The organism is Caulobacter sp. 10L414 (genome assembly GCF_056395525.1).
Map to the genome: position 1 here is coordinate 1 of NZ_JBFTJR010000035.1, position 25,255 is coordinate 25,255.

Annotated in this window: 29 protein-coding genes; 10 read left to right on the plus strand and 19 right to left on the minus strand. The window is 69.0% G+C overall.

Annotated elements, in window-relative coordinates; all coding sequences use genetic code 11:
- Positions 1–262 precede the first annotated feature (262 nt).
- Entirely contained in the window at positions 263–643 is a 381-nt protein-coding gene (locus AC1DCG_RS14825; RefSeq protein WP_165259130.1) for a YybH family protein, read from the minus strand.
- A 134-nt stretch (positions 644–777) separates the two neighbouring features.
- Between AC1DCG_RS14825 and AC1DCG_RS14830 the strand changes: the two genes are divergently transcribed.
- Positions 778–1,329 (plus strand): GNAT family N-acetyltransferase, encoded by a 552-nt coding sequence (locus AC1DCG_RS14830; RefSeq protein WP_477030993.1) that lies wholly within the window; start codon positions 778–780, stop codon positions 1,327–1,329.
- Positions 1,330–1,332: 3 nt separating this feature from the next.
- Here AC1DCG_RS14830 and AC1DCG_RS14835 read toward each other — a convergent pair whose 3' ends face one another.
- From AC1DCG_RS14835 to AC1DCG_RS14875, 9 genes are all read right to left on the minus strand, one after another.
- On the minus strand, positions 1,333–1,608 hold the full coding sequence (locus tag AC1DCG_RS14835; protein WP_477030992.1) for a type II toxin-antitoxin system RelE/ParE family toxin: 276 nt from the start codon (positions 1,606–1,608) through the stop codon (positions 1,333–1,335).
- Positions 1,609–1,616: 8 nt separating this feature from the next.
- Positions 1,617–1,880 carry a hypothetical protein gene (locus AC1DCG_RS14840; RefSeq protein ID WP_477037285.1) on the minus strand — a complete coding sequence of 88 codons (264 nt, stop codon included), beginning with the start codon at positions 1,878–1,880 and terminating at the stop codon, positions 1,617–1,619.
- Between the two features lie 158 nt (positions 1,881–2,038).
- Positions 2,039–4,102 (minus strand): cell cycle histidine kinase CckA, encoded by a 2,064-nt coding sequence (gene cckA / locus AC1DCG_RS14845; RefSeq protein ID WP_477041536.1) that lies wholly within the window; start codon positions 4,100–4,102, stop codon positions 2,039–2,041.
- Between the two features lie 162 nt (positions 4,103–4,264).
- A complete protein-coding gene (gene flhB, locus AC1DCG_RS14850) occupies positions 4,265–5,347 on the minus strand; it encodes a flagellar biosynthesis protein FlhB (RefSeq protein WP_165259137.1) in 1,083 nt (360 codons plus the stop codon).
- A 9-nt stretch (positions 5,348–5,356) separates the two neighbouring features.
- Positions 5,357–6,112 carry a flagellar biosynthetic protein FliR gene (fliR, locus tag AC1DCG_RS14855; protein ID WP_165259139.1) on the minus strand — a complete coding sequence of 252 codons (756 nt, stop codon included), beginning with the start codon at positions 6,110–6,112 and terminating at the stop codon, positions 5,357–5,359.
- Positions 6,113–6,125: 13 nt separating this feature from the next.
- Entirely contained in the window at positions 6,126–6,389 is a 264-nt protein-coding gene (fliQ, locus tag AC1DCG_RS14860) for a flagellar biosynthesis protein FliQ (protein ID WP_058349392.1), read from the minus strand.
- Between the two features lie 373 nt (positions 6,390–6,762).
- Positions 6,763–8,436 carry an alkaline phosphatase PhoY gene (phoY, locus tag AC1DCG_RS14865; protein ID WP_477030988.1) on the minus strand — a complete coding sequence of 558 codons (1,674 nt, stop codon included), beginning with the start codon at positions 8,434–8,436 and terminating at the stop codon, positions 6,763–6,765.
- Between the two features lie 58 nt (positions 8,437–8,494).
- Positions 8,495–10,039 (minus strand): glycine betaine ABC transporter substrate-binding protein, encoded by a 1,545-nt coding sequence (locus AC1DCG_RS14870; protein WP_477030987.1) that lies wholly within the window; start codon positions 10,037–10,039, stop codon positions 8,495–8,497.
- Positions 10,032–10,796: an ATP-binding cassette domain-containing protein gene (locus tag AC1DCG_RS14875; RefSeq protein WP_477030986.1), complete on the minus strand. Its 765-nt coding sequence runs from the start codon at positions 10,794–10,796 to the stop codon at positions 10,032–10,034. Before AC1DCG_RS14875 ends, AC1DCG_RS14870 begins: the two co-directional genes overlap by 8 nt.
- 119 nt (positions 10,797–10,915) lie before the next feature.
- Here AC1DCG_RS14875 and AC1DCG_RS14880 point away from each other — a divergent pair, with 119 nt between their 5' ends.
- Positions 10,916–11,107 carry a hypothetical protein gene (locus tag AC1DCG_RS14880; protein ID WP_477030985.1) on the plus strand — a complete coding sequence of 64 codons (192 nt, stop codon included), beginning with the start codon at positions 10,916–10,918 and terminating at the stop codon, positions 11,105–11,107.
- A gap of 310 nt (positions 11,108–11,417) precedes the next feature.
- On the opposite strand, the gene AC1DCG_RS14885 is transcribed toward AC1DCG_RS14880, so the two are convergent.
- From AC1DCG_RS14885 to flgB, 4 genes are all read right to left on the minus strand, one after another.
- Complete coding sequence (locus AC1DCG_RS14885; protein WP_205691650.1) at positions 11,418–11,657, minus strand: CsbD family protein; 240 nt, start codon at positions 11,655–11,657, stop codon at positions 11,418–11,420.
- 72 nt (positions 11,658–11,729) lie between these two features.
- The gene (gene fliE / locus AC1DCG_RS14890; protein WP_101718891.1) at positions 11,730–12,035 is read right to left on the minus strand and encodes a flagellar hook-basal body complex protein FliE; all 306 of its coding nucleotides are present in this window, start codon (positions 12,033–12,035) and stop codon (positions 11,730–11,732) included.
- Between the two features lie 12 nt (positions 12,036–12,047).
- Positions 12,048–12,467 (minus strand): flagellar basal body rod protein FlgC, encoded by a 420-nt coding sequence (gene flgC, locus AC1DCG_RS14895; RefSeq protein ID WP_165259144.1) that lies wholly within the window; start codon positions 12,465–12,467, stop codon positions 12,048–12,050.
- Between the two features lie 11 nt (positions 12,468–12,478).
- Positions 12,479–12,925, minus strand: a complete 447-nt coding sequence (gene flgB, locus AC1DCG_RS14900) for a flagellar basal body rod protein FlgB (RefSeq protein WP_477030984.1) — start codon at positions 12,923–12,925, stop codon at positions 12,479–12,481.
- Positions 12,926–13,030: 105 nt separating this feature from the next.
- Between flgB and AC1DCG_RS14905 the strand changes: the two genes are divergently transcribed.
- From AC1DCG_RS14905 to AC1DCG_RS14920, 4 genes are all read left to right on the plus strand, one after another.
- Positions 13,031–13,357: a flagellar biosynthetic protein FliO gene (locus tag AC1DCG_RS14905; RefSeq protein ID WP_165259146.1), complete on the plus strand. Its 327-nt coding sequence runs from the start codon at positions 13,031–13,033 to the stop codon at positions 13,355–13,357.
- Positions 13,357–14,154: a flagellar type III secretion system pore protein FliP gene (gene fliP / locus AC1DCG_RS14910; RefSeq protein WP_477030983.1), complete on the plus strand. Its 798-nt coding sequence runs from the start codon at positions 13,357–13,359 to the stop codon at positions 14,152–14,154. Before AC1DCG_RS14905 ends, fliP begins: the two co-directional genes overlap by 1 nt.
- A gap of 47 nt (positions 14,155–14,201) precedes the next feature.
- Complete coding sequence (locus AC1DCG_RS14915) at positions 14,202–15,113, plus strand: ribokinase (protein WP_477030982.1); 912 nt, start codon at positions 14,202–14,204, stop codon at positions 15,111–15,113.
- An 81-nt stretch (positions 15,114–15,194) separates the two neighbouring features.
- Positions 15,195–15,383, plus strand: coding sequence for a hypothetical protein (locus tag AC1DCG_RS14920; protein WP_477030981.1), 189 nt, complete (start codon positions 15,195–15,197; stop codon positions 15,381–15,383).
- 6 nt (positions 15,384–15,389) lie between these two features.
- On the opposite strand, the gene mopJ is transcribed toward AC1DCG_RS14920, so the two are convergent.
- From mopJ to AC1DCG_RS14945, 5 genes are all read right to left on the minus strand, one after another.
- Positions 15,390–15,887: a motility/cell cycle regulatory protein MopJ gene (mopJ, locus tag AC1DCG_RS14925; RefSeq protein WP_165259394.1), complete on the minus strand. Its 498-nt coding sequence runs from the start codon at positions 15,885–15,887 to the stop codon at positions 15,390–15,392.
- Between the two features lie 224 nt (positions 15,888–16,111).
- On the minus strand, positions 16,112–16,531 hold the full coding sequence (locus tag AC1DCG_RS14930) for a Ros/MucR family transcriptional regulator (protein WP_477030980.1): 420 nt from the start codon (positions 16,529–16,531) through the stop codon (positions 16,112–16,114).
- A gap of 242 nt (positions 16,532–16,773) precedes the next feature.
- Positions 16,774–17,985 carry a DUF2336 domain-containing protein gene (locus tag AC1DCG_RS14935; RefSeq protein WP_477037048.1) on the minus strand — a complete coding sequence of 404 codons (1,212 nt, stop codon included), beginning with the start codon at positions 17,983–17,985 and terminating at the stop codon, positions 16,774–16,776.
- A 130-nt stretch (positions 17,986–18,115) separates the two neighbouring features.
- Entirely contained in the window at positions 18,116–19,000 is an 885-nt protein-coding gene (locus AC1DCG_RS14940) for a crotonase/enoyl-CoA hydratase family protein (protein ID WP_477030978.1), read from the minus strand.
- A 140-nt stretch (positions 19,001–19,140) separates the two neighbouring features.
- Entirely contained in the window at positions 19,141–20,478 is a 1,338-nt protein-coding gene (locus tag AC1DCG_RS14945; RefSeq protein WP_477030977.1) for a cytochrome P450, read from the minus strand.
- 204 nt (positions 20,479–20,682) lie between these two features.
- Between AC1DCG_RS14945 and AC1DCG_RS14950 the strand changes: the two genes are divergently transcribed.
- From AC1DCG_RS14950 to AC1DCG_RS14965, 4 genes are all read left to right on the plus strand, one after another.
- Positions 20,683–22,221: an acyl-CoA synthetase gene (locus AC1DCG_RS14950; RefSeq protein ID WP_477037047.1), complete on the plus strand. Its 1,539-nt coding sequence runs from the start codon at positions 20,683–20,685 to the stop codon at positions 22,219–22,221.
- 50 nt (positions 22,222–22,271) lie between these two features.
- Positions 22,272–23,288 (plus strand): nucleotidyltransferase family protein, encoded by a 1,017-nt coding sequence (locus tag AC1DCG_RS14955; RefSeq protein WP_477030975.1) that lies wholly within the window; start codon positions 22,272–22,274, stop codon positions 23,286–23,288.
- A gap of 53 nt (positions 23,289–23,341) precedes the next feature.
- On the plus strand, positions 23,342–24,679 hold the full coding sequence (locus AC1DCG_RS14960; protein WP_477030974.1) for an Nramp family divalent metal transporter: 1,338 nt from the start codon (positions 23,342–23,344) through the stop codon (positions 24,677–24,679).
- A gap of 76 nt (positions 24,680–24,755) precedes the next feature.
- Positions 24,756–25,205 (plus strand): MaoC family dehydratase, encoded by a 450-nt coding sequence (locus AC1DCG_RS14965; protein WP_477030973.1) that lies wholly within the window; start codon positions 24,756–24,758, stop codon positions 25,203–25,205.
- Positions 25,206–25,255: the final 50 nt, after the last annotated feature.

Below are 25,255 nucleotides of genomic sequence, written 5' to 3' on the forward strand. Positions count from 1 at the left end.
CCCTCCGGCCCTTCGGGCCCCTCCGGCCCTTCGGGCCACCTCCCCCAGAGGGGGAGGGTCTTGGCTTGCGGCTTGCGTCCTTCGAGGCCCGCTGCGCGGGCGCCTCAGGATGAGGAATTCAGTGCAACCCACTTCCTCATCCTGAGGTGCGAGCCGAAGGAGAGCCTCGAAGGACGCACGGCTTCGCAGTCACGCGCTTTTACTGTGATGGTTATGGAGAGGGCGCGGGGCGTCCGTCAGGAACGTACCGTGGAGGCGCTTCCTAGCCCAGGGTCACGAACAGTTCGTTCTCGATCACCCACTGGCCGGCGACCTTGCGCCAGGTGGCCAGGTAGGTTCCGCTCTGGGTCGCGCCCTCGCCTTTCCAGGTTCCCACCCAGCGGCCGCGCTCGGCCGCGCGGACGCCGTCGGCGTCGATCTCGATCAGGTCGCTGGTGCGGACGTAGGAGACGAAGTCGCGATCGGCGAACTGGCCGGCGAAGGCCTCGATGATCTGGTCGCGGCCCAGCAGCAGCGAGCCGTCGCCTGCGATGACCTTGGCGTCGGTCGTGAAGAAGGGAACCAGGCGCCCGGCGTCCTTGCCGGCGATCAGCCGGTTGGTGAGCTTTCGACGGGCGGCGACGGCGTCCTGCGGCGCGATCATGAACTGACGAGTCCCTTCCTGGCGAAGACTCCAGTCTTCGCGCATTTTCTTCACGCGAACCGGCGTCCGCTTCGCTCGAAAATGCTTCGCGCGGTATAGGCTGCGCCGTCGCTCCTCAGCAAACCCGGACTCCGATGCCGCCCCTCGACGACCTCGCCGCCCGCGCCCCTTCCCTGCCCGTCCTGACGACGCCGCGCCTGACCCTGAGCCCGCCGGAGATCTCGGACTTCGACGACAGCGTGGCCATGTGGTGCGAGCCGGAGGTCTATCGCTATGTCGGCGGGCGCGCCTCGACCCGCGAGGAGAGCTGGGCGCGGCTGCTGCGCGCCCGGGGCCTGTGGGCGCTGCTGGGCTACGGCTACTGGGCCGTGCGCGAGACGGCCACGGGACGATATGTCGGCGAAGTGGGCTTCGCCGACTTCCATCGCGACATCGAGCCCTCGTTCGAGGGCGTGCCGGAAATGGGCTGGGTGCTGGCCAGCTGGTCGCACGGCCAGGGCTTCGGCACCGAGGCGGTGAACGCGGGCCTGGCCTGGGGGCAGCGCCGATGGGGCCAGGATCCGGTGGTCTGCATCATCCACCCCGACAACGCCGCCTCCCTGGCGCTGGCGGCCAAGACCGGCTTCGTCGAGCAGACCCGCACGACCTACAAGGACAGTCCGACGGTGCTGCTGCGGCGGGGGTGACGATCAGGCGCCCCGGTCTTCCAGGGCGTGAAAAAGCCGCAGCACGAGAACACGATCGTTTTCTACGTGATACTGGACGACATAACCGTCGCGTCCGAACGCGATCGTAAGCTCGCGCAAGCCGTTTTGGACGACGCGCCCGCGTAGGGCGAAGGTCCCGAAGGAATCAATACCAGCTCTGATCGTAATCAGCGCTCGCTCGGCGGCGCGCGGGCTTTTGGCCACCAGAAAGTCGGCTAATCGTTCCAGGTCGCGCCGGACGGCGAGCGCCAGGATCACGCGGTGGCTCAAGCGTTGCGGGCCCGCCGTTCGAGCATCATGGCGTCGAGTTCCGCGAACGCCTCGTCGATCGTCATCGCCTCGCCGGTCCGATCGAAATCGTAGGCCCTCGCCCGTGCGATCACCCAGTTGGGGCCACCATGGGTCTCCTGCTCCAGGAGCGCCCGCACATAGGCCTCACGCGACACGCCCGCCTCGGCCGCTGCGGCCGCTGCGGCCGTAAGCTGTTCGGCGAGTTCGGCGTCGATATCGAAGGTGAAACCATCGGCCATGGCTGACGATAACTCAGCGAGCAGGCCCTGTCCCCCCGGATCACGCCTAAAGCCCTCCGCCAAGGCGGCGCCCCAGGTGTTCTGGCGCCAAGCGCCGCGGGTTGCAGGAAAAACCTGCCCCTCCGCTTTCGCAGGGGTTCTACGGAAGAGAATAGCCTCTACGCCGCCTGCAGCTGCTGCTTCACCCGTTCGGCCAGGGTCTTGATGTCGATCGGCTTGGGCAGGAAGGTCACGCCCGTCTCGCCTTCCAGCAGGTCGCTGAACTCGGCCTCGGCATAGCCGGAGATGAACATCACCGGCGCGTTGCCCAGATAGCCGCGAGCCTTCTTGAGCAGGGTCGGGCCGTCGATGCCGGGCATGATCACGTCGCTGATCAGGAGGTCGATCTGGCCGGCGTTCTCCTCGGCGATGACCAGGGCCTCCTCGCCGTCGCTGGCCTCCAGCACCTCGTAGCCGCGGGCGCGCAGCAGGCGGGCGGCGACGCCGCGCACGGCGTCCTCGTCCTCGACGAACAGGATGCGGCCGGCGCCCGACAGGTCGCGGGCGGCGCGGGGCTTGGGCGGCTCGGCGACCGCGACGGCCGCGGCGGCGGCCTGGGCCGGGGTCGGCTCGTGCACGGGCAGGAAGATGCGGAAGGCCGCGCCCTCGCCCGGACGGCTGTGGACGTGGATCCAGCCGTCGCTCTGTTTGACGATGCCGTAGACGGTGGCCAGGCCCAGGCCCGTGCCCTCGCCCACCGGCTTGGTGGTGAAGAACGGGTCGAAGATCTTGCCCATCACCTCGGGCGGGATGCCGGGGCCGTCGTCGCTGACCTCGATGAAGGCCTGGTCGCCCTCGGCGCCGGGGAAGCCCAGGCTGCGCGCCTCGTCCTCGTTGAGGCGAGCGGTGCGGATGCGCACCACGCCGCCGCCCTTGGCCGCGCGCACCGCGTCGCGGGCGTTGACGGCCAGGTTCATGACCGCCGTCTCCAGCTGGCTCTTGTCGGCCCGCACCTGCGGCAGGTCGCGGCCGTAGTCGGTGATCAGCTTGACGTCTTCGCGCAGCAGGCGGCGCAGCAGGACCTCGAACTCGGAGATCAGCTCGCCCAGCTCCAGCACCTCGCGCTGGACGGTCTGCTTGCGGCTGAAGGCCAGCAGCTTGCGCACCAGGTCGGCGGCGCGCACGCCGGTCTGGCGGATCTCGTTGAGACCCTCGTAGGAGGGATCGCCGACCGGGTGGCGATGCAGCAGCTCGTCCAGGCGCAGCTGGATGGCGGTGAGCAGGTTGTTAAAGTCGTGGGCCACGCCGCCGGCCAGCTGGCCGATGGCCTGCATCTTCTGGGCCTGGGCCAGCTGCAGCTCGATCTGCTTCTGCTCGGAGACGTCGATCAGATAGGCCACGAGGCGGCCGTCGGCGCGGTAGAGATAGAGATGGGCGATGCGCGAGGGATCGCGGGCCAGGCGCACCTCGAAGGGGCCGGCCTTGCCCTCGGCCAGGCGGGTCTCGGCCTCGGCGCGCGAAGGCGGATCGATCAGCTCGCCCAGGGTCATGCCGGCGCGCACAGCGCCGGTCATCGCCGACAGGGCCGGGTTGGCCTCCAGGATCGGCGAGTTGAACGGGTCGAGACCCTCCAGCAGGGCCGCGCCGAACGGCGAGGCGCCGGAGAAGGCGTCGAGCGCACGCGGCGGCGGGGCCGCCTGGGCGACGACCGGCGCGGTGGGCGGCAGCGGCGCGGCGATCGGCTCGACCACGGCCGGCAGGCGGACCAGCAGGCGGCCGCCGGCGACGCGGGCGGCCAGGGCGGGACGGTCGTGGCCGGCGACCACGATCACGCCCTCGGCCGCCTCGCCCTTGCGGGCGCGGACCAGGGCCGAGAACAGCGCAGCGTCCTTGKGCAGGCGGCGGGCCTCGCCCAGGGTGTCGCGCCAGGCCTGGTTGGCCGACAGGATGCGGCCGTCGGCGGCGGTCAGGGCCGCAGGCTCGCCCAGGGCGTCGATGAAGCTGTCGACCACGTCGACGCCGTTGTCGTGGGCGGCCGAGGCGCGGATGGCCACCAGGCCCAGGATCGCGACGCCCGCGACGCCCGCCAGCAGCAGCAGGCCCGCCAGGGTGGCCGGGCCGGCGCGCAGGGCCGGGGCCGTGGCGAAGCCGGCGGCGAGAACGAAGAAAACGGCCGCGCCCCAGATCAGGGGGTCGGCGCGGCGGCGGGTCGCCGTCATGTCTTTCGCGGGCGTCTCGGCCATGCCGACCGAAATCCTTCTGCAACTTTGCGGGGAAGAGGCCCCGACGATTCGTCCGGTAAGGATACTCCTTACGCGGCGCTAGAGCGCGTTTATCAAGCAGGCTGCTGATTCTACGGCGGAAATATGATTTCCCGGCTGATCCCTACAAGGATCAACGGCCGATCAGTCGGCCCAGGCGCGGCGCTTGGACTGCTTGTTGCTGAGCACGAAGCCGATGACCTTGGCCACGGCCTCGAAGTGCTCGGCGGGGATCTGCTGGTCGACCTCGACGGCGGCGTAGAGGGCGCGCGCCAGGGGCGGATCCTCCAGCACGTGGACGCCGGCCTCCTCGGCCACGGCGCGGATCTTCAGGGCCAGTTCGTCCAGACCCTTGGCCACGCAGATCGGCGCGGGGGTCTCGCCCTGCTCGTACTTCAGCGCCACGGCGTAGTGGGTCGGGTTCATGACGACGACGGTGGCCTGGGGCACGGCCTGCATCATCCGCTGGCGCGAGCGCTGCATCTGGATCTGGCGGCGCTTGGCCTTGATGTGCGGGTCGCCGTCGCTGTCCTTGTGCTCGTCCTTGACCTCTTTCAGGGTCATCCGCATGCGCTTGTTGAAGCGCAGGCGCTGCCAGAACCAGTCGAAGCCGGCGGTGACCACCAGGAAGATCAGCACCGCCCAGAACAGCTTCTTGCAGAGGTCGACGGCCAGCGGAAGCATGGCGGCCGGGTCCATGCCGACAAGGCCCGTCACCATGTCGGCGTCGGGCTTGAGCACGAACCAGGCGATGACGCCGGTGACCAGGAACTTCAGGGCCGACTTGGCGAACTGCATCATGCCGTCGGGCCCGAAGATGCGGCCCAGGCCCTTCAGCGGATCCAGCTTGTTGAGGTCGGGCTTCATCTTCTCGCCCGTGAACATGAACCCGGACTGGGCGATGTTGGCGGCCGCGCCCAGAACGCCCGAGCACAGCATGACCAGGATCAGCGGCGGCAGCGCAGCCAGCACCGCCTTGCGGGCGATGATCTGGGCGCCGCCCTCGACGTCCATCTGGCCGGCCTGGGCGATGAACGGCATCAGGGACTGGACGAGGTCGCGCGTCAGCCAGCCGCCGGCGATGACCACGGCCCCGAAGGCTCCGGCCAGCGAGGCCAGCTGGGCGATGTCGGCGCTCTTGGGGACGTCGCCTTTCTTGCGGGCGTCCGCCAGTTTCTTGGCTGACGGATCTTCTGTCTTCGATTCCTGGTCCGTATCGTCAGCCACGGCGCGCCCCTAGTTGAAGACGCCGAGCAGATCGCGATAGCGATCGCTCCACACCATGGCGATGCCGCCCAGGGACAGGGCCAGCAACGAAAGGCCCAGGATCACGCTGAGCGGCGAGGTGACGAAGAAGATCTGGAACGAGGGCATGACCCGGCCCACGAGGCCGGTCGCCAGGTTGAAGACGATCGAGAACACGATCACCGGCGCGGCCAGCTGGACCCCGAGCATGAAGCTCTGGGCCACCGTGCGCACGGCCAGGGCCGCGGCGTCGTTGACCGGCACGGTCTTGGTGAACGGAAACAGCTCGTACGAGCGCGCCATCGCGCCAATGAACAGGTGATGCAGGTCGGTGGCCATCACCAGGGTCAGGCCCAGCATCGACAGGAAGGTGGCGATAGCCGTGCTGGACGGCGCGCCGGACGGGTTGGTGGTCTGGGCGAACGACAGGGTGGTCTGCAGCGAGATGATCTCGCCGGCCGTGGTCAGGGCGCTCATGAACAGCTTCAGCACCGCGCCGATCATCAGGCCGATGAGGATCTCGTGGATCACCTGGCCGGCAAGGCCGCCCAGCGTGGTGGGCAGCGGGCCGACGGTCTTGGCCACCACCGGGGTCAGGACGACGGCGATCAGCAGGGCGAAGGCCAGGCGGATGCGCGGCGGTACGGCCTGCTCGCCGATGCCCGGCATGAGCATGACCATGGCCCCGATCCGGGCGAAGACCAGACCGGCGACATAGACCTGGGCGGTCGTCGCGAAGCTGTCCACGCCCCGCCCTTCCCTACATCGCCGCGATGCGGGCGGCGATCTGGCGCATGAAGCCAGACATCAGCGCGCCCATCAGCGGCAGGAACAGCAGCAGCGAGATGAAGATGGCCACGATCTTGGGCGCATAGACCAGGGTGGCTTCCTGGATCTGGGTCAGGGCCTGGAACAGGCCGATGGCGACGCCGACCACCAGGCCGACGATCAGCACGGGCGCGCACAGCTGCAGGGTCAGCCAGATCGCGTCGCGACCCACGTCGAGGACTTCGGCTCCGGTCATGAACGGGCTTTCTGCGTACGCTCTGGTCGGTTTGGTGTGACGCGCACACTGCCCCCGACATGGTTAACAGGGAGTTAGGGACTGTTAACACCGCGCCTGCGTCACCGCGCCGCAGAGGTGACGCAGCGGCGCCCCGCATTAGTTGCTGGCGAAACTATCCAATGACATGCAAGCTTCACCGATCAGTCGGGAAACTGTCATGCGTACGGAATTGAAATTGCATTGGTGGCAGCGCCACCCCTTCGTCGGACTGGCCGTGGGCTGGGTGGCGATCGCGTTTGCGGCCGACCTGGTCGCCCTGATGCTCCGGCATTGAAAAAGGGCGCGGACCAGGATCCGCGCCCCCTCTCTCAAGCGATGCTTCCAGCCAGGATCAGCAGTCGTGGCCCGCGCCCAGCGGGCGGCAGCGGCCGTCGATCGCCTTGGGGATCGGCACGCCGGTGACGGCGGCGATGGTCGGGGCGATGTCGACGGTCTCGATCGGCAGGATGCGCTCGCGCGGTTGCGCGTTCTTCCACCAGAACAGGATCGGCACGCGGCGGTCGTAGTCCCAGGGCGTGCCGTGGGTGGCGACATAGGTCGTGCTGGCGGTCGCCGGCACCAGGTTCGGCTTGAAGGCCACCAGGATGTCGCCCGACCGGCCCGGATAGGCGCTGCGGCGCAGGCGTTCCTTGACGCTGATGGTGTCGGGCGAGGTTCCCTTGGCGACCGGCGGGGTGGTGAGCAGGTCGTTGATCTCATAGGCCTCGGCGACCTCGCCACGCGAGCGGACCAGCGCCAGGGCGGCCGAGGCGATGCGGGCGCGCTCGACGGCCGGCGGGGTCTTCTTGTCGGCGCCGACGATCACCAGGGTGTCGATGCCGCCCGGCGCGACCAGCGGGTCGTAGTCGAGCGAAAGATCCATGCGCAGCTGCTGGTTCAGGCCCTTCAGCCAGGCCGAGGTGGCGATGCGCGAGACGTCGTAGCCCTCGTCGTGCAGGCGCTCGGGGAAGTCCGAACCGCCGTGGTCGGCGCTCAGCACCACCAGCACCTCGCCCTTGGCCTTGCCGATGCGCGACAGGAAGGTGTCGAGGCGCGCGTCCAGGCGGCTGAGGTGGTCGCACATCTCCGGACCGCGCGTGCCGTAGCGGTGACCGATGAAGTCGGTGGCCGACAGGCTGACGGTCAGCACGTCGACCTGCGGGCCGTCGCCCAGGCCGAACTCGTCGCGCAGGGCGGCGGCGGCCTCCAGGGTCACCGCGTCGGTGTAGGGGCTGGCCGACAGGTCGCGCAGGGTCTCGGCGTCATTGGTCGGCAGCGGACGCGGCAGCTTGGCGTCCCAGGTGCGCTCGCCCGTGGTCCAGGTCTTTTCGAGAGCGGCGCAGGCCTTGTTCTCGTAGGTCCAGACGAAGGGTTTCTTCTTCTGCTCGGCGGCCAGGCGCGCGTTCAGGGCGGCGACGGGCTTGAGCTTGGTCGCGGCGTCCTCGCCCGGCTTGACGTAGGTCGTGAAGCCGAAGCCCGCCTGGTACCAGAAAGCGCCGTCCGGATCGTGGCCGGCCATGGTGATGGCGCCGCGGTCCTTGCCCGAGACGCCGTAGACGCGGCTCTTGGGCGAGACGGCCTTGAGCCATTCGCCGTAGGTGGGGACCATCAGGTTCCTGGGGCTGACCGGGTCCTGTTCGGACGGCGCGGCCAGGGTCACGGTTTCGTCGAGCAGGCAGTACGACTTCTTGCCGGTCGTGGCGTCGTACCAGTTGTTGCCGACGATGCCGGTGCGGTTGGGGTAGGCGCCCGTGAGCAGGCTGGAGTGGCCCGGGCAGGTCTCGGTCATGCCGTGCGACTGATAGCCGTTGGGATAGGTCACCCCCTCGCGGCCGAGCTTGCCGAGGCCGCCCTTCCACTGGCCGCGCCACTGCTCGAACAGGTTGGCGCTGAACTGGTCGATGGAGATCACCACGACCAGCTTGGGATCGGGCTTCACCTGGTCGGCGGCCTGGGCCGGCGCGGAGGCGAAAAGGGCGACGCCGGCCAGCGCCGACAGCGCCGCCGTGTAGGTAAGCTTGCTCATGGCGCGCAACCTGCCCCAACGGCGAAGCGGCCGCAAACAAAGCTTCAGCGGACGAAGTTCATCGAGCCCCAGAGCCCAGTTCGCGCGCGGCCGCCGCGGGCGACTGCTTGCCCGCGTCGCGATCGACGGCGTAGTTGGCCCGGCGCATGGCCTCGACCGTCAGCTTGCCCGACAGCGACGCCGCCAGCGTCTTCAGCTGCGGATCATCGGCCCGCCCCGGCGAGACCAGCAGCACCGCATCGTAGGGCGGCAGCGCGCCCTTCGGGTCGGCCAGCACCACCAGGTCGTTGGCGGCGATGCGCCCGTCGCTGGAGAAGGCCGAGATGACGTCGGCCTCGCCTGAGGCCAGGGCGCGGTACATGAAGGTGGGCTGGAACTGGCGGCGGGCCTTGAACTTCAGGCCATAGGCCTTGTCGACCGCCGCCCATTCGGGCCGCGAGAAGAACTCCAGGTCGCCGCCCATGACCAGGCTCGGCGCCTTGGCGGAAAGATCGGCCAGGCTTTTCACGCCCAGGGCCTGGGCCCGCTCGCGCTTCATGGCGAAGGCGTAGGCGTTCTCGAAGCCCAGGGGCGCGGCCAGGACGACGCCGTCGCGGCGGGAAAGCTCGGTCTTCAATGCGCCCAGCACCGCCTGGCGGCCGGGATTGTCGGTGCGGTGCAGGACGTTGGCCCACAGGGTGCCGGTATAGTCGACATAGGCGTCGATCTCTCCGGCCGCGAGGGCGCGGTAGGCCACGGCCGAGCCGAGGTTGATCCGCCGCTCGACGCGGGCGCCCCGCCCTTCCAGCCGCTGGGCCATCAGTTCGGCCAGCACGTACTGCTCGGAGAAGTTCTTGGCCCCGATCACATAGGCCTTTGGACGCGGGCTCAGGGCCGGCGCCGCCAGAGGGGCCAGGGCCGCGACCAGGCCAAGGCCCAGCGCCGCCAGCGCGCCGCCCCAGAGGACGGGCTTGCGCCGCTCCAGTCCGCGTCCGACCAGGCCCAGCAACTGGTCGACGACCAGGGCCAGGGCGGCCGAGGCCGCGCAGCCGACCAGCACCATGTCCCAGGCCTCGGTCTGCAGGCCCGAAAAGATGTAGTCGCCCAGCGAGGTCTGGCCGACGGGCGTGGCCAGGGTCGCGCCGCCGATGGTCCAGACGGCGGCGGTGCGCACGCCCGCCAGGATCACCGGCGCGGCCAGGGGCAGTTCGACCTTCGTAAGGCTCTGGCGCGGGGTCATGCCCACGCCCCGGGCCGCCTCGGTCACGGCCGGGTCGACGCCGGCCAGGCCCGCGGCGGTGTTCCGCAGGATCGGCAGCATGGCGTAGAGCGACAGGGCCAGCAGCGCCGGCAGGAAGCCCAGCGCCGGAAAGCCGAAGCCCAGCGTGGCCTTGGCCAGGCTCGAGAGCAGCAGCAGCAGCGGATAGAACAGCGCCAGCAGGGCCAGGCTCGGGATGGTCTGGACGAGGCCCGTGATCGCAAGGGCGATCCAGCGCAGCCCCGGCCGGCGCGCGGCGGCGAAGCCCAGCGGCAGGGCGACGGCCAGGCCCAGCGCCAGGGCGGCGGCCGACAGGGCCGCGTGCCAGGCCAGGCGTTGCGGCAGCAGGGCCAGCAGTTCAGCCATCCAGCAGCGCCCTCACCCGCTCGGCCTGGCGGCGCGGCGCGGCCATCAGGGCCTCGACGCGCGGGTCGTCGCCGCCCGCCATCAGGTCGCGCGGCGCGGCGTCGGCGATGATCCGGCCCTGGTCGAGCACGACGATCCGGTCGGCCAGCAGCAGCGCCTCGGCCACGTCGTGGGTGACCATCACCGTGGTCAGCGACAGCGCCTGGTGCAGGCGGCGCACGTCGTCGCCCAGCGCCTGGCGGGTGATTGGGTCCAGCGCGCCGAACGGCTCGTCCATCAGCAGGATCGAGGGCCGGCCAGCCAGGGCCCGGGCCACGCCCACCCGCTGGCGCTGACCGCCCGACAGCGCGGCGGGACGGCGCTGGGCCACCGCGCGCGGCAGGTCGACGAGGTCGAGCAGTTCGTCCACCCGGGCGGCGATCTCGTCCCTGGCCCAGCCCAGCAGGGCCGGCACGACGCCGATGTTCTCGGCCACGGTCATGTGGGGAAAGAGACCGATCTCCTGGAAGACATAGCCGATGCGGCGGCGCAGGGCCGGACCGTCCAGGGCGTTGACCGCCGTTCCGTCGATCCTGACGACGCCCGCGGTCGGCGGCGACAGGGCGTTGATGGTCTTGAGCAGCGTGGTCTTGCCCGCGCCCGAACCGCCGACCAGGGCCACGAACTGGCCCGCCGGAATGGACAGGTCGACGCCTTGCAGCGCGACGGCGCCGTCATGCGTCTTGCCGACCTGTTCGAGGGCTATCGCTGGGTTCATGCCGCCTCACCTTTCCCGGAAGCCGCCGCTGCGACAAGCCGTCCCGCTTGCACCAGGCCAAATCAGACGCGTTAATGGTGATTAACGGGGGTAGTTCTAGGCTGGCGTGGAGCATGACGATGGCCGCAACCCTGACCGCCCCCTCCTCGACAGGGAGCTTCAAGGCCCGCAAGCACCGCAAGGCCGTGCAACGCCGCCTGCGCTGGGCGGTGGCCGTGATGCTGCTGCTGAACCTGGCCGTCTGGGCCGGGGTTGTCGCCGCCCTGCGGGGCGTGGACGTGGCGGGATTGCTGCCGCCCCTCTCTCTTTGAGAGAGGGAGGGCCTGCCGCGAAGCGGTGGGAGAGTGAGAGGTTTCACCCGCCCTCTAAGTCGTCATCCCGGCCGCAGCGCGTAGCGCGAAGAGCCGGGACCCAGGGGCCGCCGACGAGACCTTCACAACAGCGAGCCTAGCCACAGCGCCCAGTCCCCTGGGTCCCGGATAAACGCTGCGCGTTTTCCGGGATGACGATGCGTTCTGAGCGCTTTCGGCCGAGCTTCATTCGGAGAGCTTGTAACCTCTCACCCTCCCACGCCTTCGGCGCGGGCCCCTCCCTCTCTCTCAGAGAGAGAGGGATTTGGGTTCAGTCCTTGGCGTCCTTGGCGGCTTCCTTGATGTCTTCGCCGGCCGACTTCACGCCGCCGACCACCTCGTCCTTCTGACCTTCCTTCTTCAGCTCCTTGTCGCCGATGGCCGAGCCGACGGCGGACTTGATCTCGCCTTCGGTCTTCTGGGCGTGGCCGGAATCCTTGTCGCCGCAGGCGGTCAGGGCCAGCGCGGCGGCGGCGACGGCGGCGAGGGAAAGAGGACGGATGAGGTTCATGCGGTGGAGCTCCTTGTTCGAGCTCTCAACGCCTCGCCTGCGGTTTAGGTTCGACCGTCGACGGCCGAGCCGTCAGATCGACATCCGCATGATCTCTTGATAGGCCGAGATCACCTGGTCGCGGATCGAGATCACGGTCTCGAGGCTGGCTTCGGCCGACGAGATGGCGGTGACGACGTCGATCAGTTCGGCCTTGCCGGCCGCCTGCTGGGCGATCTTGTGCTCGGCCTGGCGCGAGGCCTGGACCGTGTCGGTCATCGCCGACTTCAGCATGTCGCCGAAGTCCATCTTCTTGGGCTCGCCGACGCTCTTGCCGAGCGACAGCGGGGTCGCGCCGGTGGCGGCGTAGGCTTTCGAGGCGGCCAGAGCGGTGATCATCGCCTAAGGCCCCTACTTCTTCAGGATGTCGAGCGTGCGCGACTGCATGCTGCGCGCGGTCTCGATCACGTTGAGGTTGGCCTCGTAGGCGCGCTGCGCCTCCTTCATGTCGAGCGCCTCGACCAGCGTGTCGACGTTGGGCAGCTTGACGTAGCCCTTGGCGTCGGCCGCCGGATTGCCGGGGTCGTACTCGGTCTTGAAGTCCTTCTGGTCGCCTTCGACGCGGGCCATGGCGACGCCTTCGGCGCCCTCGACCCTGGCGGGACGGAACACCGGCACCTGGCGGCGGTAGGGGTCGCCGCCGGCCGTGCGGGCCGTCGAATTGGCGTTGGCGATGTTCTCGGCGATGATGCGCATGCGGCCCTGCTGGGCCTTGAGCGCGCTGGCCGCCACGGCCATCGCCGCCGCCGACTGGGATCGGATCTCAGCCATCTAGACGTCCTCTAGCCGTTCGGGCGACGCGCGGCGGTGCGCAGCATCGACATGGAGCGTTGGTAGAAGGAGACCGCCGCGTCGTAGTTCATGCGCGCATCGGTCATCTTGAGCATCTGGTCCTCGAGCGTCACGGAGTTGCCGTCGAGGGTGGTCTCGCTGTCGGGGCCCTGGGGCGAGCGGAACTGGCTCACCGGCTTGGAGGGCGCCAGGTGGCCGGCGCTGGTGGCCAGCATCTGGACCGGGCGGCCCGCCGGAGCCGCGCCATTGCCGCGATAGGGCGCACCGGTGGTCTGGGCGTCGAGCGAGGCCTGGAAAGTGAAGGGCTTCAGGTCCCGCGGCTGGTAGCCGGGGGTGTCGCCATTGGCGACGTTCTGGGCGACGACCTTCTGCCGCTCGGTCAGATAACCGAGCCGGTTCTTGAGCATCGAGAAAAGAGGGATGTCGTCCGGACCCATGCGAGCATGGTGAAGAAACAGGGTTAATCACGCATTAAGGACAGTCAGGCACACCAGGGATGCGGCGCCTCGCCGCGCCTCTTTCCTGTGGAATCCTGTCCGCGCATGGACGTCTTTCTCCTGATCCGCGCCGTGGCGGCGCTGGCCGTCACCCTGGGCCTGATCGGCCTGGCCGCCGTCGTGCTGCGCAAGTTCGGCCCCGAGGCCCTCAACCGCATCGTCTCCCAGCGCCGCGAGCGGCGGCTGCAGGTGGTCGAGACGCTGGTGCTGGATCCCGCCCGCCGCCTGGTGCTGTGCCGCCTGGACGGCGAGGAGCGCCTGGTGCTGCTGGGCGAAGGCCGCCTGCTGGACTGGGTTCCCGCCGGCCCGCCCTCGCCTTCCCCCGCCCCTTCTCCCGCCCCCGTCGCGACCCAGCCGGAGCCCGTGGTCTGATGCGCCTGCTCAAGAGCCTCACCGGCGCCACGCCGCAGGAACTGCGCCGCGCCGCCCTCATCGCCGTGCTGGCGGGCCTGGCGACCACGCTGGGGCCATCGCTGGCCATGGCCCAGTCGGCGATCAACGTCGACCTGGGCACGGGCGCGGGCCTGACCGAACGGGTCGTCCAGCTGGTCGGCCTGCTGACGGTGCTGTCGCTGGCGCCGTCGATCGTGATCATGACGACCTCGTTCGTGCGCATCGTCGTGGTGCTGGGCCTCCTGCGCACGGCGATCGGCGTGCAACAGAGCCCGCCCAACCCGGTGATCATCAGCCTGGCGCTGTTCCTCACCGCCATCGTCATGGGCCCGACCTTCGAGCAGTCCTACGACGCCGGCGTCAAACCCCTGCTCGACAAGCAGATGGAGCTGCCGCAGGCCTTCGAGGCCGCCGGCCAGCCGGTGAAGACCTTCATGCTGCGCCAGGTGGACGAAGACGACCTGGCCCTGTTCATCCGCCTCTCGAAGATCGAGAAGCCCAAGACCGCCCAGGAGACGCCGCTGAAGGTGGTGACGCCGGCCTTCATGATCTCGGAACTGAAGCGCGCCTTCGAGATCGGCTTCCTGCTGTTCATCCCGTTCCTGGTCATCGACCTGGTCGTCGCCAGCGTCCTGATGAGCATGGGCATGATGATGCTGCCGCCGGCGACGGTGAGCCTGCCGTTCAAGCTGATCTTCTTCGTGCTAGTGGATGGATGGCGACTCGTCTGCGGCAGCCTGGTGGAAAGCTTCCAGCGCGGGGCCGGCGGCGGGTAAGCTGCGACGACACCGAACAGAATAACTAGAACAGAAGACCAAGACCGATGGGCGTTTTCGTACTGGGCTCGATCAATCTGGACGCCGTGGCGCGGGTCGACGACCTGCCGCGGCCGGGCGAGACGGTGGCCGGCCTGTCGCTGGAGCTGTTCCTCGGCGGCAAGGGCGCCAACCAGGCCGTCGCCGCCGCCCGCATGGGCGCGCCCACCCGCCTGATGGGCGCGGTCGGCAAGGACGACAGCGGCCTCAGCCTGAAGGGCAAGCTGGCCGGCTACGGCGTGCAGGTGGCCGACGTGGCCGAACTGTCGGGCGCCCCCACCGGCCAGGCCCACGTCTGGGTGTCGAACGGCGGCGAGAACATGATCGTCGTCACCGGCGGCGCCAACATGATGATCACGCCCCAGCAGGTGGCGGCCACGGCGCTGGAAGGCCAGCGCGTGCTGCTGGCCCAGCTGGAGACCCCGGCCAACGCCATCGAGGCGCTGTTCAAAGCCGGCGCGGCCAAGGGCGGCCTGCGGGTGCTGAACGCCGCTCCCGCCCTGCCGCAGGGCGCGGCGCTGTTCCCGCTGACCGACATTCTCATCCTGAACCAGACCGAGCTGGCGACCTACGCCCGCCTCGACCACGAGCCAGCCAAGCTGGAAGAGGTCTCCAAGGCCGCCCGCAAGCTGATGAGCCGCCCCGACCAGACGATCATCGTCACCCTGGGCTCCACCGGCGTGGCCGCCGTGCGCCGCGACGAGGCCTTCCTGGTCGAAGGCCGCAAGGTCAAGGCGATCGACACCGTCGGCGCCGGCGACTGCTTCTGCGGCGCCCTGGCCGCCGGCCTGGCCGCCAATCTCGACCTGCGCGAGGCCGTCGAGCAGGCCAACGCCGCCGCCGCCCTGTCGGTGCAGAAGCCGGGCGCGGCGCCGTCCATGCCCAGCAAGCGCGAGGTCGAGGTCTTCCTGGAGGGGTGAAACCGCCCGGCCATCGGCGCCAGCGCCTTGCGGATKGTTTCCGTGCGTGCAGCCTGTTACGCCTGAGGCGGAGAACGACCTATGCAGGACAGCGCCAGTCCAGTCGCGACCGAGAAGGTGGAAGCCCAGTCGCTGACGCCTATCGGCCCGGGCTTCAGCGCATGGACGCCGCCGGCGGTCATCCCGCTGGCGGTTCTGGCCGGCCTGATGCTGGCCATGATCTGGGTCGTGTTCAACGAACGCCGCAAACGCCGCCTCAAGCAGCGCTGAAACGCGTCAGGCGGCGCGGATGCCGCTGAAGCCGCCTTCGGCCTGGGCGCCGACGACGGCGTCGTAGCCCAGGATCATGTCGACATCCTTGCCGTTGGTCGCCAACGGCAGGCGCAGCCACAGGATCGAGACGTGCGGCGCGCCGCGCCAGGCCAGGCTGTGCACGCCCACGCCCGGACGGCGCTCGTCGACGACCTTGTCCAGCTCCTTGCGCCAGTAGTCGGCGGCGGCGGTGTTGTAGACCTCGCCCAGGGCCTTGCCGGTGATCTCGCGGCCATAGACGCCATAGAGGCCAGTGCCGGCCAGGCGCAGGCGGTAGTCGCGCGGCTCGCGCACGACGTCGATCAGGCTGACCGTCGGCAGCAGGCGCTTGATGCCCGAAGGGTGAAGGTCACCACGCGCAGGCAGGTTCGCCCCGCGGCGCAGGGACGCCCAGTATGCGAACATTTCCTGATGAGCGCGGGCCGCGGTCGCGGATGCGCTCAGTTGCGCGGACATCTTCAGAGTCCTTAACAAGCCTTTGGAATCACGGTGATTCACCGCTCATTCACTATGTCTTAAGCACCGAATCGGCGGAAGCGAAAAATGGCCGCCGCCAACAAAGATTCCGCTTGAGAGTCAATCTGGAAGCACAACACCCGGGCGCTGGAAGAGCGCCCGGGCGTCGTTTTTCTCGCTTAGCTTAACCACAAGCGATTGATTGAATTAAGGTAAATGAACGCTCAGACTCAACCCTTGCGCCCCTTCCCCGCGCCCCGGCCGGTCTGGCCAAGGCCCATCTGGCGGGCAAGATCCGAGCGCGCCTTGGCGTAGTTCGGCGCAACCATGGGATAGTCCGAAGGCAGACCCCACTTCTCACGGTAGTCTTCGGGGCTCATGTCGTACTGGGTGCGCAGGTGACGCTTCAGCGATTTGAAGCGCCGGCCATCCTCCAGGCAGATGATGTAGTCGGGCGTCACCGAGCGGCGGACCGGCACGGCCGGCTCCTTGGGCTCGGGCGCGGCGGCCTCGGGCGAGCCGATGGCCTTGAGGGCGTCGTGCACGCTGCGGATCAGCGTCGGCATCTCGGAGGCCGGCACGGCGTTGCCGCCCACGAAGGCCGCGACGATGCCAGCGGTAAGTTCGACGAGTGGGATCTCTTCTTCCATGACGCCTCTCCCGTTCCCTTTATATTTCTTCACGCGCATCCGGTCTCGGCGCGCGAAGTTGCATCATGGATAAACGCGTCAGTAAAACCGGGCAATAGATGCCGCTGCGGAATATTGACTGTCGAACGACGCAGTCACTCGCAATGTCAACTTAAGGTCGCGAGGTAAAAATTCAGATTTTCTGGATTTTGATTGAACGCGTTCGGCGAACTTGACCGCACGGGCTCCTGTCGCGAGCGGCGCTAGCGGCCGAAATCCCGCGACAGCGCCAGCATCGCCGCGCGCTGGGGCACCGAGTATTCGTCGATGGCGTCGGTGTCGCCGTCCCGGATGGCCTTCAGCAGGGCCGGCGTCAGGGCCGAGGACAGCGACCAGTTCCAGTAGCGCAGCACGGTCTGGGCGCGATCCACGGCGATGGCGTCGAACACCGCCAGGACCCGCTCCAGCCCCGGCGCCGGAACGCCCTCGGCGTCGGTCTCGGGACGACGCAGGCCGCGCCACAGCGCCCGCACGGCCGCGCGGGGCAGGCCGGTGGCCTTGCACAGGATGGCGATCGGCTCGCCGCCCTGGTCGGTGAAGATCTTGGCCCCGGTCATCGGCTTGAGGCCGGCGAGATAGGAGATCTCCTCGGCGGTCTCGCGGGTCAGGCCGGTCTGGGCGGCGGCGACGGCGTCCTCGAGGCTGTCGAAGGGGCTCTTGGCGATGGCGGCGCGGTTACGCTGGCGGCGCTCGATGAACTGCAGCGCCTTGCGCGACAGCGGATCCTGCCAGCCCTCGCCCGAAGCCACGGCGAAGACGTCGCCGACGGCCTCCTGCAGGATCTCGCGCGAGACGGCGAAGCGCTGGAGGATCGTGCGGCGGGCCTCGGCGTCGGCCCACCAGAACATCACGTAGGCGTGGCTGGGACGCAGTTCGGCCCGCTTGAGCAGCAGCGGGATCAGGCCGGGGTTGTCACGCGTCATCGCCACGACGTTCTCGACGCCCTGGTGGCTGAAACGGGCCAGCTCGTTGCGCAGCAGCGCCTCGACGACCGGCGTCTCGCCCATGTCGACCAGCGCGTCGGCCACCACCTCGCCGACGCCGCGACGGATGGCGATCAGCCGGCGGTGCTCCTGGCTGGCGTGGTAGAGGCAGTCGATCAGGTCGGCGTCCGACAGGTTGGGCGAGTTCTCCAGCAGGGCCCGCGCCACCGCGACCTCGTCGCGCAGCAGCAGGCGCACCAGCGAGCCGGGCATATCGGACAGGTTGGCCAGGCGACGGGAGACCTTCTCGCGTTCCTCGACCACCGCCTCGCGCAGCATCTCGACCAGCAGGTCGGCGCACATCGCCCGCTCGAAGGCGTTGATGCGGCTGGCCGGCAGGCAGACCACGTCGGCGAGGCGCTTGAGAAGCGCGGCGCGCGACTTGGGCGGAACGGCGATCGGCTTGGCGAAGGGCGAAATCGGGTCGGTCATGATTTTCCTGGCGGCGAAGCCCCGGTCGCCGAGTTTCGAACCTAGACGGTAACGCCCTTAAGTTCGAATTAGCGCCAGGGATTCTCCCGCCAGGGGAATTTGCGGCCCAAAGCCTGGCTTCGCCAGGGGGTCAGCGAAATTGTCGCGGTTCCCACTCCGGCCAGATGTCGGGCAGGTCGGTCGAGACCCGGTTGGGATAGGCCGGCGCGCGCTTCTCCAGGAACGAGGTCACGCCCTCCTTGGCGTCGCCGGAGGCGCCGCGCGACTGGATGGCGCGGCTGTCGGCCTTGTGGGCCTCCATCGGATGGTCGGCGCCGGCCATGCGCCAGAGCAGCTGGCGGGTCAGGGCGACCGAGACGGGGGCGGTGTTGTCGGCGATCTCGCGCGCCAGGGCGCGGGCGGCGGGCAGCAGGTCTTCGGGCGCGTGCAACGAGCGGACGAAGCCGCGCTCCTTGGCCTCGGTCGCCGGGAACACCCGGCCAGTGTAGCACCACTCCAGCGCCGTCTGCATGCCGACGAGACGCGGCAGGAACCAGGAGGAGCAGGCCTCGGGCGTGATGCCGCGGCGGGCGAAGACGAAGCCGAACTTGGCGTCTTCGCTGGCCAGGCGGATGTCCATGGCCAGTTGCATGGTCGCGCCGACGCCGACCGCCGGGCCGTTCACCGCGGCGATCACGGGCTTGAGGCTGTCATAGATGCGCAGGGTCACCCGGCCGCCGCCGTCGCGATAGACGTCGCCGACCTTGCCCTCCTCACGCTCCAGCGCCTGGGGCGAGGTGCGATCGAAGGTGGCTCCGCCGCTCGAAAGGTCGGCCCCGGCGCAGAACGCCCGTCCCGCGCCGGTGACGATCACCACCTTCACCGCGTCGTCGGCGTCGGTGATGTCGAAGACCTCGATCAGTTCCTTCATCATCCGGGCGGTGAAGGCGTTGAGCTTGTCGGGCCGGTTCAGGGTGATCGTCGCGATCCCGTCCTCGACGGCGTAGAGCAGGGTTTCGAAGGTCGGCTGCGACATGTGCTGGGTTCCCTGGCGATCTTTCAAACGATCGTATGATTGAGGAGCGCCTGGACACAACCCCTCCTCGCCGCCCCTCGCTCGTCATCCCGGATAGGCGCTGCGCGCTTTCCGGGATGACGGTGGATGGTGGCGAGCCCTCACAGCGCCCGCCTCACCCCCAGCTTGCTGATGGCGTGGACGAAGTTGTTGGCCGCGATCTCGGTGCTCCCGGTCCATTCCAGGTCGGGGAAGCGGGCCAGGATCTGGCGATAGGCCTCCTCCAGCTGGATCTGGGCGACGCGCTTGCCAAGGCAGGTGTGCGGGCCATAGCCGAAGGCCACGTGCTTTCCGGCGTTGGGGCGGGAGACGTCCAGGCGATCGGGGTTTTCGAACATCGCCGGGTCGCGGTTGGCCGCCCCGTAGTACATGACCACCTTCTCGCCTTCGGCGATCTGCTGCCCCGCCACCTCGACGTCGCGCGTGGCGGTGCGGCGCATGTAGATCACCGGACTGACCATGCGGATGAACTCGTCCACCGCGCCCGGCAGCAGGGACGGATCATCGATCAGCCGCTGCTTCTGCTCGGGAAACTCGGTCAGCAGCCGCATGGCCCCCGACAGCGTGTTTCGCGTCGTGTCGTTGCCGGCGAAGACGATCAGCAGCCACGAGCCGTCGAGATACTCGTCGGCCAGCAGATCGCCGTCGACCTGGGCCCGCGCGATGGCGGTCATCAGGTCCTGCCTGGGATCCTCGCGCCGCTTGAGCAGCATGGTGCGGCCGTAGTCGAACATCTCCTCGACGTTCTCGTTGAAGTCGGCGACGAACTGCATGAGCTCGAGCGTCGGCGTGATCGGCGCCATGGCCTGCTGCACGGCCAGATCCTGGGCGCGCTCCAGATAGTGCATCCAGCGCAGGAACTTGCCCCTGTCCTCCGGCGGCACGCCCAGGATCTCGCACAGGGTGAACAGCGGCAGGATCGACGAGAAATGCTCGACCATGTCGATCTCGGCGCCGCCGGCCAGCAGCGGCTCCATCTCGTCGAGCAGGCGGGTGACCTCTCCCTTCACCTTGTCGGTCAGGCCGCGCAGATAGGCGGCGGTGAAATAGGGCATGTGCTCGCGGCGCAGCTGCAGGTGATGCGGCGCGTCGAGATTGATCATGGTGTCCATGGTCGCCCGGAACAGCAGGGCGTGGCGCTTGTCGGGCGGCCCCATCGACATCAGGATCCCGCCCTTCTGCGAGGAGAAGGTCTCCGGATCGCCGTTGACGCGCATGACGTCTTCATAGCGTGTGACGGCCCAGAAGCCGGGGCCGCCGAACGGCTCGCCATGCCACATCACCGGCGCCTGATCGCGCATGCGCGCGAAGTCGGCGAAGGGCTGGCCCCTGGTGAAGCGGAAGATGTCGGCCAGGTCGACCCCGTCGAGGGTGGGATAGGCCTTGGGCGCACCGGGCCCCGGCCGACCGTCGACCACCGTCTTGCTGATCAGCTCCATGCGCTCGCCTCCCGTCGAACGTCGTTGTGGCGGACACGATCACCCAGGATTGCGCGGCCGCCAACGGCGCCCCTACGGCAACTTGCGCGCGCGTCGGGCCTTGGGTCATGCTCCTGACTGAACGCCGATCACGCGGGTCACACGCGGACGGCGCCTGGGAGAGAAACGGCCGGCCCCGCCCAGGCGGGCGGCCCAGGAGGTCGCATGCATCCGAGCGTCCACGCCCGCACCCAGCCCGACAAGCCCGCCTTCGTGATGGCCGGCTCGGGCGAGACCGTCACCTACAGGGAACTCGACGACCGCTCGAACCAGGGGGCGCAACTGTTCCGGTCGATGGGCCTGCAGGTCGGCGACGTCGTGGCCATCCTGCTCGACAACCATCCGCGCTATCTGGAGATCGCCTGGGCGGCGCAGCGGGCGGGGCTCTACTACACCTGCATCTCGACCAAGCTGACCGCGCCGGAGGTCGAGTACATCGTGAAGGACTGCGGGGCCAAGGCGCTGATCGCCGGGCCGGCGCTGGACGGCGTCGCACAGGCGTTGGCGCCGCTGATCCCGGGCGTGGCGCTTTTGCGGGTGGACGGGGCGGCCGGCCCCTACGCCGATTTCGACGCCGCCCGAGCGGCCATGCCCGCGAGCCCGATCACCGACGAGACCTCGGGCTCGGACATGCTGTATTCCTCGGGCACAACCGGCAGGCCCAAGGGCGTCAAGCCGGCGCTGAACGGCGCCCCGATCGACGCCCCGCACGCGCTGCAGATGATGGCCCAGCACCTGTTCAAGCTGGACGGCGACAGCGTCTATCTCTCGCCCGCGCCGCTCTATCACGCCGCCCCGCTGCGCTGGTGCATGAGCGTCCACAAGCTGGGCGGCACGGTCGTGGTGATGGAGAAGTTCGATCCCGAGACCGCGCTGGCCCTGATCGAAGAGCACAAGGCCACCTGCGGCCAGTTCGTGCCGACCCACTTCGTGCGGATGCTGAAACTGCCGGAGGCGACGCGGGCCCGGTACGACGTCTCGACCATGCGCTCGGCGATCCACGCGGCCGCCCCCTGCCCGGTGCCGGTGAAGGAGCAGATGATCGCCTGGTGGGGGCCGGTGATCTACGAGTACTACGCCGGCACCGAAGGCAACGGCTTCTGCTGGATCGACAGCAGGAGCTGGCTGGAGCGGCGCGGCTCGGTGGGCCAGGCGGCGCTGGGCGAGCTGCGCATCTGCGACGAGGCCGGCGATCCCCTGCCCGCCCGCACCGAGGGCGTGGTCTATTTCGCCAACGGCCCGGCGGTGACCTATCACAACGCCCCGGAGAAGACGGCCGAAAGCTACAACAAGCACGGCTGGACGACGCTGGGCGACGTGGGCTGGGCCGACGAGGACGGCTATCTCTACCTGACCGACCGCAAGAGCTTCATGATCATCTCCGGCGGGGTGAACATCTATCCGCAGGAGATCGAGAACCTGCTGATCACCCATCCCAGGGTGGCCGACGCCGCCGTGGTCGGCGCGCCAGACGAGGAGATGGGCGAAAAGGTGGTGGCGGTGATCCAGCCGCTGGACTGGTCCGACGCCGGCGAGGCCCTCGCCGCCGAACTGCTGGCCTTCGCCCGCGACAACCTCAGCCACGTGAAGGCCCCGCGGCAGGTCGACTTCGTGAGGGAACTGCCCCGGCACCCGACCGGCAAGCTCTACAAGCGGCTGGTGCGCGACGCGTACTGGGGCAAGGGCGAGGGGCGGATCGTTTGATCGGGTGGAAAGTTATACGCAGATTTTCAAATTGCGTATAACCTCTCCCCATGGTCGAGCGCCTGCCCCTTTCCGCCCACACCAGCTATGCGGAGCTGATGGAGCGCCTGCGCCTGGGCCGCGTGAGCGAGTATCCTCCCGGCTCGTCCTTCGTGTCCAAGACCGTCAAGGGCCGGGTCTACTGGTACGTCCAGATGCCGACGGGCGGCGCGCAGAGCCGGCGGCAAGTCTATGTGGGCCCTGACAGCGATGACCTGCGCGAGCGTATCGCGCGGCACGGAGACCATCGCGCCGACCACGACGATCGCCGACGCCTCGTCGCCGCGATCATCGCTTCAGGCGCTCCCCGTCCAGATCGGACCAGCGCCGAGATCATCCAGGCGCTGGCGGCCGCTGGCGCCTTCCGCCTCCGGGCGTTGCTGGTCGGCACGGTCGCGTTTCAGACCTACGCCGCGCACCTGGGAGTCCGACTGCCCGTCACCAGCCTTGCGACCATGGATCTCGACATCGCCCAGGACTTCGGCATCGCGTCGAACCTGGACGATACGCTCGATCGCCCGCTGCTGGAGGTTCTGCGAGAACTCGATCCCCGCTTCGCGCCTGTAAGCTACGCCTTCAACGCCAGCCGCACGACGAGCTATGCTCTTGGCGAGCGCTATCGACTGGACGTCCTGACGACCAACCGGGGCGCGCCCAGGGACGAGCCGTCCTACCTGCCGACACTGGGCAGCGACGCCGTGCCCCTGCCGTTCATGGACTTCCTGCTGCGCGATCCGGTCGAGACCGCGGTGCTCCATGGCGGCGGCGTGCTGGTCAATGCGCCTTCGCCGCCGCGCTACGCGGTTCACAAGCTGATCGTGAGCCGCGACCGCAAGGTCAACCCCGAGAAGGGCCTCAAGGACCGCCAGCAAGCCACGCAGCTGATCCGCGCCCTCGCCGAGGACGACCCCTTCGCCCTGCGCGACGCCTACGCAGAAGCGCGCGGGCGGGGCGAGGCCTGGCGCAAGCTGCTGGATGAAGCGGTCAGCCTGCTGCCCGAAGACGCAAGGACCGCGCTGGAAAGCTGAAGCAGCGCACGTTGCTTCTATACGGGGCGGGATTCCCGCCACACGGTCGGGACATGTTCTCCGCCCTGCTCGACCGCCTGCCCAAGACCGCGACCGCTCCGTTCTGCCCGGCGGAGGTGCGGGGCTCGGTGCCCGTGCCAAGCGGGCTGCCGGTCTGGAAACGGATGCTGCGCACCGCGGGGCCGGGCCTGCTGGTCAGCGTCGGCTACATGGACCCCGGCAACTGGGCCACCGACATCGAGGCGGGCTCGCGCTACGGAACCAGCCTGCTGTTCGTGGTGGTGCTGTCCAGCCTGGCGGCGATCCTGCTGCAGATCCTGTCGATGCGGCTGGGCCTGGTGACCGGCAAGGACCTGGCCCGGATGTCGCGCGAGCGGTTCGGGCCGTGGACGGTCAAGGTCCAGTGGGTGCTGGCCGAACTGGCCATCATCGCCTGCGACATCGCCGAAGTGCTGGGCGGGGCCCTGGCCTTCAAGCTTCTGCTGGGCGTGCCGCTGTGGGCGGGCGTGCTGCTGACGGGGCTCGACACGATCATCGTGCTGAGCCTGAAGGGCAACGGCTTCCGCCAGCTGGAGGCGATCATCCTGGGCCTGATCTCGACGATCGGGATCTGCTTTCTCGTGCAGCTGATCATCGTGCCGCCCGACGCAGGCGCGGTGGCGCGAGGGCTGGTCCCATCGCTGGCGGCGCTGCAGCAGGGCGACGCGCTCTATCTGGCCATCGGCATACTGGGCGCGACGATCATGCCGCATAACCTCTACCTGCACTCGTCGATCGTGCAGACGCGGCAGGCCCCCGAAGACGAGCCCGGCAAGCGGGCGGCGATCCGGCTGGCGAGCATCGACACCGTGGTCGCCCTGGGGCTGGCGCTGTTCGTCAACGCCGCGATCCTGGTGCTGGCGGCCTCGGCCTTCCACGGCAACGGCCTGCGCGAGGTGGCCGGCATCGAGGAGGCGCACGAGCTGCTTGCGCCGGTCACCGGCGCGGCCGTGGCGGGGATCCTGTTCGGGATCGCCCTCTTCGCCTCGGGCCAGAGCGCGACCTTCACCGGCACCATCGCCGGCCAGGTGATCCTCGAGGGCTTCCTGAACCTGAAAATCCCCTGCTGGCAGCGGCGGCTGATCACCCGGGGCCTGGCCATCATTCCGGCGATGGCCGGCGTGCTGACGCTGGGCGACCACGCGGTGGGGCGCCTGCTGGTGCTGACCCAGGTGGTGCTGAGCGCCCAGTTGCCCTTCGCCATCTGGCCGCTGCTGCGCTTCACCGACGACAAGGCGTTGATGGGGCCGTTCGCCAACGGCCGGCTCGTGCGGATCGTCGCCTGGGGGCTGTTCCTCGTGATCTCGGCCGCCAACGTCTGGCTGGTGGTCTCGACGTTCCGACAACCGTAGGTGCCGCGCGCCGCCGGGTGTTGCCCCGGACGAGCGCCCGTGATCTCTTCCAAACAAACGTTTGGGAGAGCGCCGCATGAAAGAGATCGCCTTCGCCGACATCGCCAGCCTGGTCGGGCAGGAGGTCGGGGTGTCCGACTGGGTGGAGATCAGCCAGGAACGGGTCAACCAGTTCGCCGAAGCGACCGGCGACCACCAGTGGATCCATATCGACGTCGAGCGGGCCACGCGCGAGATCGGCGGCCCGATCGCCCATGGCTACCTGACCCTGTCGCTGATCCCGATGCTGGGCGCGGGCATCCTGCACGTCACCGGCGTGACCCGCGGCATCAACTACGGCTGCGACAAGGTGCGGTTCACCAGCATGGTGCGCGTGGGCAAGCGGGTGCGCATGCGCCAGAAGCTGGTCAGCGTCGAGCCCAAGGCCGGCGGCCTGCAGATGAAGAACGAGTGCACCATCGAGATCGAGGGCGAGGAGCGCCCGGCCTGCGTGGCCGAGACCATCTCGATCATCTACGGGGCGTAGATGCTCCCCCTGAAGGGGGAGCTGTCGCGGAGCGCCTGAGGGGGAAGTCG